At 41.2% G+C, this 9,950-nt stretch carries 7 protein-coding genes; 1 reads left to right on the top strand and 6 read right to left on the bottom strand.

Annotation, left to right across the window (positions count from 1 at the left end; all coding sequences use genetic code 11):
- Positions 1 to 87: 87 nt before the first annotated feature.
- Entirely contained in the window at positions 88 to 852 is a 765-nt protein-coding gene (locus DWA30_RS02165; RefSeq protein ID WP_114490889.1) for a sulfite exporter TauE/SafE family protein, read from the bottom strand.
- A gap of 64 nt (positions 853 to 916) precedes the next feature.
- A complete protein-coding gene (locus tag DWA30_RS02160) occupies positions 917 to 1,294 on the bottom strand; it encodes a LysM peptidoglycan-binding domain-containing protein (protein WP_114490888.1) in 378 nt (125 codons plus the stop codon).
- 221 nt (positions 1,295 to 1,515) lie between these two features.
- Here DWA30_RS02160 and DWA30_RS02155 point away from each other — a divergent pair, with 221 nt between their 5' ends.
- The gene (locus DWA30_RS02155; RefSeq protein ID WP_114490887.1) at positions 1,516 to 2,136 is read left to right on the top strand and encodes a fasciclin domain-containing protein; all 621 of its coding nucleotides are present in this window, start codon (positions 1,516 to 1,518) and stop codon (positions 2,134 to 2,136) included.
- A 48-nt stretch (positions 2,137 to 2,184) separates the two neighbouring features.
- Here the strand turns inward: DWA30_RS02155 and DWA30_RS02150 are convergent, their stop codons facing one another.
- The 4 genes from DWA30_RS02150 to DWA30_RS02135 all read right to left on the bottom strand — a co-directional run bounded on the left by DWA30_RS02150 (position 2,185) and on the right by DWA30_RS02135 (position 9,943).
- Positions 2,185 to 3,243, bottom strand: a complete 1,059-nt coding sequence (locus tag DWA30_RS02150) for a proline iminopeptidase-family hydrolase (protein ID WP_114490886.1) — start codon at positions 3,241 to 3,243, stop codon at positions 2,185 to 2,187.
- Positions 3,244 to 3,497: 254 nt separating this feature from the next.
- Positions 3,498 to 6,791: an amidohydrolase family protein gene (locus DWA30_RS02145; protein WP_114490885.1), complete on the bottom strand. Its 3,294-nt coding sequence runs from the start codon at positions 6,789 to 6,791 to the stop codon at positions 3,498 to 3,500.
- A 154-nt stretch (positions 6,792 to 6,945) separates the two neighbouring features.
- Positions 6,946 to 8,601 carry a M1 family metallopeptidase gene (locus DWA30_RS02140; protein WP_114490884.1) on the bottom strand — a complete coding sequence of 552 codons (1,656 nt, stop codon included), beginning with the start codon at positions 8,599 to 8,601 and terminating at the stop codon, positions 6,946 to 6,948.
- Positions 8,602 to 8,647: 46 nt separating this feature from the next.
- The gene (locus DWA30_RS02135; RefSeq protein WP_114490890.1) at positions 8,648 to 9,943 is read right to left on the bottom strand and encodes a M28 family metallopeptidase; all 1,296 of its coding nucleotides are present in this window, start codon (positions 9,941 to 9,943) and stop codon (positions 8,648 to 8,650) included.
- Positions 9,944 to 9,950 lie beyond the last annotated feature (7 nt).

Raw genomic sequence — 9,950 nt, 5'->3', positions numbered from 1 at the left:
TTAATGATCACAATTATTGAATTTAATTATAAGCCGCATAATGCGGCTTTTTTTATGCGTTTTTTAGAATGCCATTGTACTGGTATTTTAGAATAATTCTGAAAATGCTTTTACGAGTAAAACGAGTCCGCTTATCACCATGATCGCGATCACCCATTTTCGAAATGCAAGTTTGCTCATGCGTTTAAGCAGTTCTTTACCAATAAAGTTGCCTAAGGTAGCTCCTAGACCGAGTGCGATGCCGTAGACCCAAAGTTCAGGTGTTAAGAGTCCGAAGAAGGTATAACTTCCAATTTGAGCGATTCCCAGGAAAAAAGCTTGTGCAGCTTTAGTGCCCACTAGCGATTCTTTTTCGATCCCGGCATTCAGTAAGAACGGATTAAGAATGGGCCCCATACCTCCGGTAAATGTTCCGATCATCGAAATAAAAAATCCTAACGGAATAAAGTACCAATACCGAACCTCGAACGAACGCTCTTTCTTTCCGAAGCGATACTGAAAGAACGTACTAACCAAAAATAATCCCACCACGATCTGAATCCAATAGATCTTAACTTCGGCAAAAAGAAAGGCGGCCAAAACGGCCCCGACCATAGCCGAGGGCACGTAATACCAAAAGACACGCCACACAATATGCTTCCAAAAGATTATGATACGTGAGGGCCGACTAATAAACGTCCCTAGATTGATGACCGGTGCGGTCTGAGAAGTTCCAATTAAAAAGTTTAGAATAGGGATTTGCATGAGGGCCCCGCCGCCACCGCTAATAGTGGATAGGGTGAAGGACGCAGCTCCAAGTACAAAAAGGGTAATGAGCAACCAAATGGATATGTCTGAAAATAATTGGGCCATAAAAAAACTGCTTATTATCGAATAATGAAAATAAACAGTTTTGGGTTAATTAATTAATGACGGATTATAATTTTGGAATCACTAGTTGTTGCCCCGGGTGGATCATGTCCGGATTATCGAGTTGGTCTCGATTTGCTTCAAAAATGGCGTTGTATTTCATGGGGTCTCCATAATAGTGTTTTGAAATCTTGCTTAGCGACTCTCCTTTTTCAACGGTGTGTCTAGCATAGACAGAGGTGTCTGCAACTTTTATGTCGGCCGTAATATCATCGGGGTTTTCACCGCCCACACGTTTGATCTCGTCCCAGAGTAAATCTTTTTGGTATTGATTATTGGCGACTCCTTTTATTTCCAATCGATTACCGTTTACTTGCACATCTCCTTTTTGGATCTTTAATTTTTCTCCCAGATCGAGAACGCTTTGATACTTTGCTTTTACCATTTTATTTCAATTTTGAATTGTTGTTGACCTAAAGATATAACATTTTACCCATTTTTCGTAACCAAGAAGTCTTTTTTAACCCTTTAATAACGTGGTGTCGCACAATTTTAGGTTAAAAAGCAAATTGGGTATTATTTAACTAAATCTTAAATTGTTTTAATACAAATTTCACATAACAACAGCTATATTTGATTCAAACAAAAATCAACAATACAAACATTATGAAGTTCAAATCAATAGTACTGTCATTAGCTGTAGTAGGTATGTTATTTACCGCTTGTGATGACACAAAGAAAAAAGAAGAAGAAGCTAAAGCTGAGGCTGAAAAAATGGAAATGGAAGCCAAAATGAAGGCTGAAGAAGAAGCTGAAATGGCTAAAATGGAATTTGAAAAAAATACCATTGCTGCCAAAGCTATGAACAACCAAACGTACTCTACTTTAGTGAGTGCTTTGAAAACCGCCGGGTTGGCAGAAACGTTTATGGGTGAAGGTGAATTTACCGTGTTCGCTCCAACAAACGATGCGTTTGCCGCTGTACCTAAAGCGACATTAGATAACCTAATGAAGCCAGAGAACAAAGAGCAATTGCAAAACCTGCTTAAGTATCATGTAGTTTCCGGAGAATGGAAAGCTGCCGATGTAATCAAAGCTATAGAAGATAACAACAATGCGTATTCTGTTACTACTTTACAAGGTGAAAACCTTACACTGTCTCTAAAAGATGGTAAGGTAATGGTAAAAGATGCTAAAGGTAAAACGGCAACTGTAGCCGATGCCGATATGGATGCTTCTAACGGAGTGATTCACGGTATTGACGCAGTATTGATGCCGGCTAACTAATAGCTTCTCAATAAAATTGATCAAGACCCTATTTTCATAGGGTCTTTTTTATTTTTTAAAGTTGCCATCATCTACATCCTTTATAAAGTCGATCAAGCCTGAAAAGAAGGTTTTTTGATCATCGTACTGCGATAAATGACTACCATTGGGACAAAGATGAAAACGACCGTGCTGTACTTCATTGGCCATCCATTTCATCTGTTCAGGATCCATTGTATCGTAAGTAGCCCCGATTGATAACGTAGGAACTTCTATTTCTTTCAGTCTATCTTTAACATTCCAATTTTTTAAAGTAGCATCGCCCTTAATCCCAAATTCACTTGGCCCTTGCATGGTTACATATACATCGGGATTTAGATGACTAAAGCCTCGATTTAGCGAATTGGGCCACTCTTCCACAGGCATTCGAATTACATGCTTGGGATAATAATTATTTACGATAAGTTCTAAATATCGTTCATTGCCATAATCTTCGGCCGCTTCGTATTTCATGATCTCATCTAACACCTCCGGATCGAGTTGAGGCGCCAACACTTCTTCATTATAAGTGATGTAATCGGGTATGGACGGAACCATATTTGAAATGATCAAGCCTTTTAAGTTATCTTGGTACTTCAACGCATATTCTAACGCAAGAATTCCACCCCATGATTGTCCGAACAAATAAAAATTATCATTGGTTAGGTTCAATGCCTTTCTAACCTGTTCAACTTCTTCTACAAAGCGCTCGGTGTCCCATAGGCTCATGTCCTCCGGTTGATCGCTATAATAGCTTCCAAGTTGGTCGTAGTAGTAATATTCGATCCCTTCCTGCGGAAAATAACCGTCGAAACATTCGTAGATCTCATGGGTCATTCCGGGCCCGCCATGCAGGAGCAATACTTTGATCTTTGGATTATTACCCACTCTTTTGGTATACACATTAAAAGTTCCGGAGGGGGTTTCTACCGGGATCATTTTAATACCACCGGTAAATTGGTCGTCTCGACCCTCGAATGACCAATAGTCGACTTCTGTTTCAGTTGGTTGTTCTGTTTGGTTGCTAGTTTTGGTTTCGCATGCCATGAACATGGCAAGGCATACGAGTAAGAGTATCGGTTTTTTCATATTTGAAATTCAATTTATTGATTAAAGATAATGAATTTTGGATCTTAATGTATTTACGATTTCATGCTTTAAAGTTGAACCATTGATTCTCCAAAATTGATAGCAAAGAAAGCTTAGTGCCGCTGTAACGGTAGCGTGAATAATACTTCCAATTGCCCAACCAAATACAAGCGTAGCGATTACCCCAATTCCGAAGAAAAAAGGAAAACAATCTTTAAAAAAAACTAATAGGCAGGCATTGGTATAGCTTGATACTAATCAAGTCCTACATGACAACCACAGCCGGCATGCATAAATCCTTGCGATGATTGGTGCCAAGGGAATGCCTGATTGTAATTGTTGGCTTCCCACCAAAATGGAAGTCGCTCTTTAGTTCGGTTACCAATTTCATTCATGGTGTTGGCATCATACAATCGCCCATTGGCCATAACCATTTCAATCTGCCGAGTATTTTCAATAGCATCTAACGGATTCGCATTTAGAATAATTAGATCCGCCATTTTACCTTCTTTGAGGGATCCAATATCTGCACCGGCCCCAATGTATTCGGCAGCGTTTATAGTTGCGGCTTTAAGTGCTTCTAGATTGCTCATTCCCCCTTGCGCGAGCATCCAAGTCTCCCAGTGTGCTCCCAATCCTTGAAGTTGACCATGGGCACCCATATTTACTTTTACGCCGGCATCGCTCAAGGCTTTAGCGGTCTTTGATACCAATATATGCCCATTCTCATATTCTTCCTGCGGCACCATAGTGCGATGACGCGATCGGCTATCTATTACAGATCGCGGCGTAAACGTGAGTAATTTCTCGTTTTCCCAAACATTATCACGTTGGTAATAAAAATACTCTCCATTAAGACCACCGTAATTTACGATAAGTGTAGGTGTATAACCGGTTCCACTTTTCCCCCAAATTTCCAGTACATCTTTATAAACCGGAGCAATAGGAATGTTATGTTCGATACCTGTGTGCCCATCGATCACCATTGAGATGTTGTGATAAAATGTTGATCCACCTTCAGGTACTACATTGATCTCCATTTCTCTAGCGGCTTGCAGTACTTGTTGTCGTTGTTCTCGGCGTGGCTGATTGTAACTCTTTACACTTTTAGCACCGAATGCCTTTGTTCTACGAATGCTGCTTCGAGCATCTTCCAGGCTGTTGATCAGTGCTTTAAAGTCTCCATCGGCTCCATACAGTATAAAACCTGTAGAATACAAGCGGGGCCCCACAAGGTATCCGGCCTTTTGTAATTCGGATAAAGAAAATACAGTTTCTGTATTGGCAGACGGATCGTGAGCCGTGGTCACTCCATAGGCTAAATTGGCCATGAATTGCCAATTTTGCTGTGTAGTGAGTCCATAGCGAAATGCACCAATGTGTGCGTGTGCATCTACCATGCCCGGCATAATTGTCTTGCCTTGCAAGTCGTAAACCTTTGCATCTGCAGGAATTGAAATATCGGCTCCAATCTTTTTAATAATATTTTGCTCAATAAGGATACTTCCGTTTTCTATGACCCCATCATCTTCCATGGTAATAATGCGTGCATTTGTAAATGCTATTTTCCCATTGGGCTTATCGACCGCTGCGGTGAGGCCAATTTTAATACCTTCGGTTGTAATGTCCGGAACTTCTTCTGGTGATCCCGGTAGGAAAGTAAATCTATTTTTTAGTTCATTCGAAAAGTACTCATCTCCAAGCGTCCACATCACTTTATTACTGTTTGGCGACCAATGAATGTTGATACCAGCATCCTTCGCAATTTGCGATACCGGAACAAAATTCGATTTGTTGTCCAAGTCAATGGTTTTTCCATTCATTACCAAAGGTGCTATAAATACCTTATGAAGATTGGTAAATGCGATCCACTCATTATCTGGGCTGGGGATAAGTCTATTCGCATATTTAGAAGTAACATGCTCTTTTAGGTCTTCGCCATCAAGATTAACACTGATCAATTTTTTGGTAAGTTCTCCAAAGTAAGTGCCACCCGTTTGTAGGAAAATACGTTTATCGTCCTTACTAAACATTGGGTATTCGCCATTATCTGTAACTTTTTTATGTACTCCACTTGTAAGGTTAAGAGTATAGATCCCGGGATTTTTTGTGTAGGTAAAGCCTTGATCGGTATTCCCGCTCTCTTTTCTGAAAACAAGTGTTCTTCCATTCGAGGAATAGGAAGGAGTACGGTAAATTCCTTTGGAGTCGGTTATTTTTGAGGGTGTTCCACCTGTGGTAGGTATCGTAAAAATGGCACCTTTCTCAAGATCGTTCCAAGTGACGTAAGCAATAGTGCTTCCGTCTGGGGAGAATGTTGGTTCGAACTCAAAATCGGTGCCGTTTGTTAATCTTGTAGGAGTTCCATTTGGAAGTTCTTTTTTCCAGAGGTAACCCAAAGCATTAAATATAATCATTTTTCCGTTAGGAGAAGTAACCAAATGTCGAATAACCTTGGGTGTAAACGTATCGTTCTTTATGGGACTATTAAAGTGTACTGTTTCTGCTAAATCTATAGCGACATCGACTGTAAAAGGTATATTGGTGACCGCCAGAGAATTAATGTCGATCTTATGAAACTTACCACCACTCCAAAATACGAGCTCGGTATTGTTGGGCATCCAATTAAAATTTGGGTAGACTCCAAAGATTGCCCAAGCTTCTTGTTGGTCTTTGTCCAGATCATCAAAAATAGGGTATTCTTCACCAGTTTCAAGATCATGAATGTAAAGCACACTTTTCGTTCGCACCCTTTTTACGAACGCGAGTTTTTTTCCATCTCTTGAAACGACCGGTCTTGCAGCCCCTCCGGGGCCTCCTGTGACAGTTTGTGTTTCACCTGTTTCGAATTCATAGCGTTTAATCGCATAGATTTGATCGTTTGGATCTTTATTGTACTGAAAGAATCCACCAGGATACATATCTTCACTGTAGTACAAGTATTTTCCGTCTGGCGATACAAAGGGTTCGTTTACATCTTGTTGGTCGTTCTTACGTTTGGTAAGTTGTAAACCACTGCCACCTGTAATGTGATACTGCCACATTTCACCGGCACCTAAACTTCTTCCGGAAGTAAAATGTTTGCGTGCAATTAGAAAATTCCCGTCGGGCATCCACACCGCATTATTAAGTAATCTAAAGTCTTCTTTGGTGATTTGCGTGGCATTGCTTCCGTCTCGATTCATTACCCATATATTGTCGCCTCCACCCGCATCACTGGTAAAAGAGATTTTCTGTCCGTCTGGACTAAATCGGGGTTGAACTTCGAACGGTATTCCGGTTCGTATAGGGGTCGCCTTGCCTCCGTTTATGGGTATTGTGTAAATATCACCTAACATATCGAAGACGATGGTTTGTCCGTCCGGACTTACATCTAGATTCATCCATGTCCCTTCATTGGTCGTAAAACGATGGGTCTTAAAATTGAAGTCATCTCCCGGGGCAGCAACATCCCATGTGGTGTCTTCATCTGATTTTTTCTTGTCCTTTTTTTGGGCTGATACTATTAGTGTGATCGAAAAGCAAAGTAGCGTACAGAGTAAGCGCATGGTCTAGCGGATTTAATTAAGTTTTAAAGATAGGGATTTTATAAAGTTTTTTAGTTTTAGGGAGCTTGAAAAAAGTTGAGTATAGTTCCTTTTAGTCAATCAAAGAAAGGTCCCATCATTTTAAGTCGAGCAACTTATGCTAGAAGCGTCAATATTATTTTTCTGAAATCTTTTCCGAAGTCACATAAAAATCTTTTTTTATTGATACTGAGTTTATCGGGCTTTCAAATTCTTTCGTTTTCCATGAATCGGTTGGGAAGATCCATTCCTCCTTGCCATTTACAATGGCGATCACAGGCATATCGAATTTTTCGATAATATTGGTATATCGAAACTGCAACTTAGTACCATTTACGTGGTATTCAATATTAGGGATCTTTGTGGTACGTAAGTATTGTTGCCAGAATTCAGTAAGATCGATACCCGATTCTTTGCTAATATACTTTTCAACTTGGTCACTACTTACCGTTTGGTGATAAAACTCCTTGTTCAAGCCTCTTAAGATCGCTCTCCACTTGGTATCATCTTCAATAAGTTGTCTTAATGTATGTAAGATATTTGCGCCTTTGTAGTACATGTCGCTACTTCCTTCTTGCTGTACCTCATAAACGCCTATAACTGGACTGTCGTTACGAATGCCCCTACGGGTACCGATCACATACTCGGCAGCAGCATCGCTTCCGAAGTGATAATCGAGATAAAGACTTTCAGAATAGGCCGTAAATCCTTCGTGAATCCACATATCGGCTACATCTATGTGCGTTATGTTATTTGCAAACCACTCATGTCCTGCTTCATGTATAATAATAAAATCGAATTTCAAGCCCCAGCCGGTACCACTTAGATCATTCCCTAAATAGCCATTCATGTACTTATTCCCGTAGGTCACACTACTTTGATGCTCCATTCCCAAATAAGGCACTTCCACGAGTTTAAAACTGTCTTCATAAAAAGGATAAGGGCCAAACCAATGTTCAAAAGCATCGAACATCATGGGAACTTGTTTAAATTGTTCTTCAGCCTTGGCCTTGTTGTCGCGAAGCACATAATAGTCTATATCGAGTGTGCCATTGAGCCCTTCGTAGGTTTCTCCAAAATGTACGTAATCACCAATATTAATATTTACGCCATAGTTGTTAATGGGATTTACGACCTTCCAATGCCAGGTTTTTGTATTGCTTGCTGGGCCTTCTTCGGTGGTTTGGTCGGTCTGCACTAGTCTGCCGTTCCCGACAGCCATCAATCCGGTTGGAACCGTAATTTTAAGATCGAGTCCATTATCGGGTTCGTCGTAGGCATGATCTTTATTGGGCCACCAAATACTGGCTCCAATACCTTGGTTGGAGGTTGCGATAAAATGCTTGCCATTGGCATCTTTTTTCCATGAAAAACCGCCGTCCCAGGGTGCGTTTCTGGCGGTGCGCGGTTCCCCGGAAAAATGAACAGTGATCTTGTGTTCCGATCCTTTTTTTTGTTGCTTCGGAAGCTGAATAAAATGTGCATTTCCTTCCGAAGCAAACTGTAATTCTTTTCCATATTGAGTCACCTTGCTAATTTTCATGGGCGCCTGAAGGTCGAGCTGTAAAAGATCATGATCATCAAGAACCTCATACGAAATGGTATTATGACCTTCAATAAATTTACTGTCGGGATGTACTTCAACCGATAGATCGTAATGTGTTAGATTCCACCAGGCCCGTTCCGGTGTAATACTACCACGCAGGCTGTCTTGACGGGAATAGTTTTGGGCAAGACTTGATACCCCTAAACAACAAATAAAAATAGACAGGATTAAAGTGGAATTCTTCATAGGAGGGAATTATCTAAAAACGAATGTGTTATTATATTTTAATTGGTTAGCGAAATATGGAATTTGGAAATACTACAACACTTTCATGACCATCGGCACCCACTGCGGCAACGCCAAAAAAGTAATTGTCTATCACTATACCTTCTAAGGTGAATTCGGTAACATCGCCCACGTATCGACTGTAGTCCCAAGTAGGGGAGGTCGTATCACGCCAATAGATCTTGTAACCCACAGCGCCGTCGACCTTGTTCCATTTCAATTTGGCCGAAGGCTCTACGATCCCACCAATAGCAACTTCGTTAGGAGACGGAGGTGCCCATGCCAAGCTTGCCATAGTAATTGCGTTGACGGCCGTTAATTTTGCTGCATAATCGAAGTTTACGAATTTTAGTTTATCGCCGTATTCTATTCCGTCTTCAATTCGCAGGTCTTGATGTTGTTGGGTGTAATTTTCATGGGCTTCCATGATTCTAATTCCGGCATATCCAAGATCGTTGAACGGGCGATGGTGACCGCCACGACCAAAACGGTCCAGTCGGTAGATCATCATTGGTTTCATTTCGGGCATATAGGTTTTGGTGGTCGTATATACATAGCGTGCCAGTTGTCGTGAGATACCGTCTACTTCACCACCGTAGAAGCGTCTAGCTTGTCGTTCTCTATCGGTTTCGGTAGGAGGAACGGGTTCAGAAAAAATCCTGAATTCGGTATTGCTAATAATTCCATCCACACCTTCAATATTCCCGATCATATCGTTGTTTAAGACACCAATGATCTCCCATCCTTGTGCCTTGGCGTATTCGGCAAAGCCTTTACCTCCAAACAGCCCTTGTTCTTCACCGCTTAATCCTAGGTAGACTATACTGCTTTCGAACGAATACTTGGACAACACACGTGCAGCTTCGATGGCACCCGCCATACCACTCGCATTATCGTTGGCACCCGGGGCATCCTTGGTGTAGTCGCTTCCGTCACTATTTCGGGAATCGATATCACCACTCATAATGATATACCTATTAGGATATTTGGTGCCTTTCTGTACCGCAGCGACGTTTACAATCCATGTGTCTTTAGGAACCCTACGATTTCCTTCAGCTTTTACAAAGTCTTTTTGGTAAAATACGTCCAGACAATTTCCGCAGTCCTTAGAAATAGACTCGAACTCTGATTTTATCCATCTACGGGCGGCTCCGATGCCGCGAGTGTCGCTTATGGTGTCACTAAAGGTATTTCTTGTACCAAAACCGGCTAGTGTCGTGATGTCTGCCTCAATACGATCGGCAGATACCGCATCGATGATCTCATAGATCCTCGGGTCGGTTTGAGCGTTTGTGTAAAGTATGCTTAAA

The organism is Candidatus Ulvibacter alkanivorans, from assembly GCF_003333325.1.
In the GTDB taxonomy this organism is placed as follows: Bacteria; Bacteroidota; Bacteroidia; order Flavobacteriales; family Flavobacteriaceae; genus Ulvibacter_A; species Ulvibacter_A alkanivorans.
The sequence above is the reverse complement of the archived record's forward strand: the minus strand, read 5'-3'. Positions and strand labels throughout refer to the sequence as shown.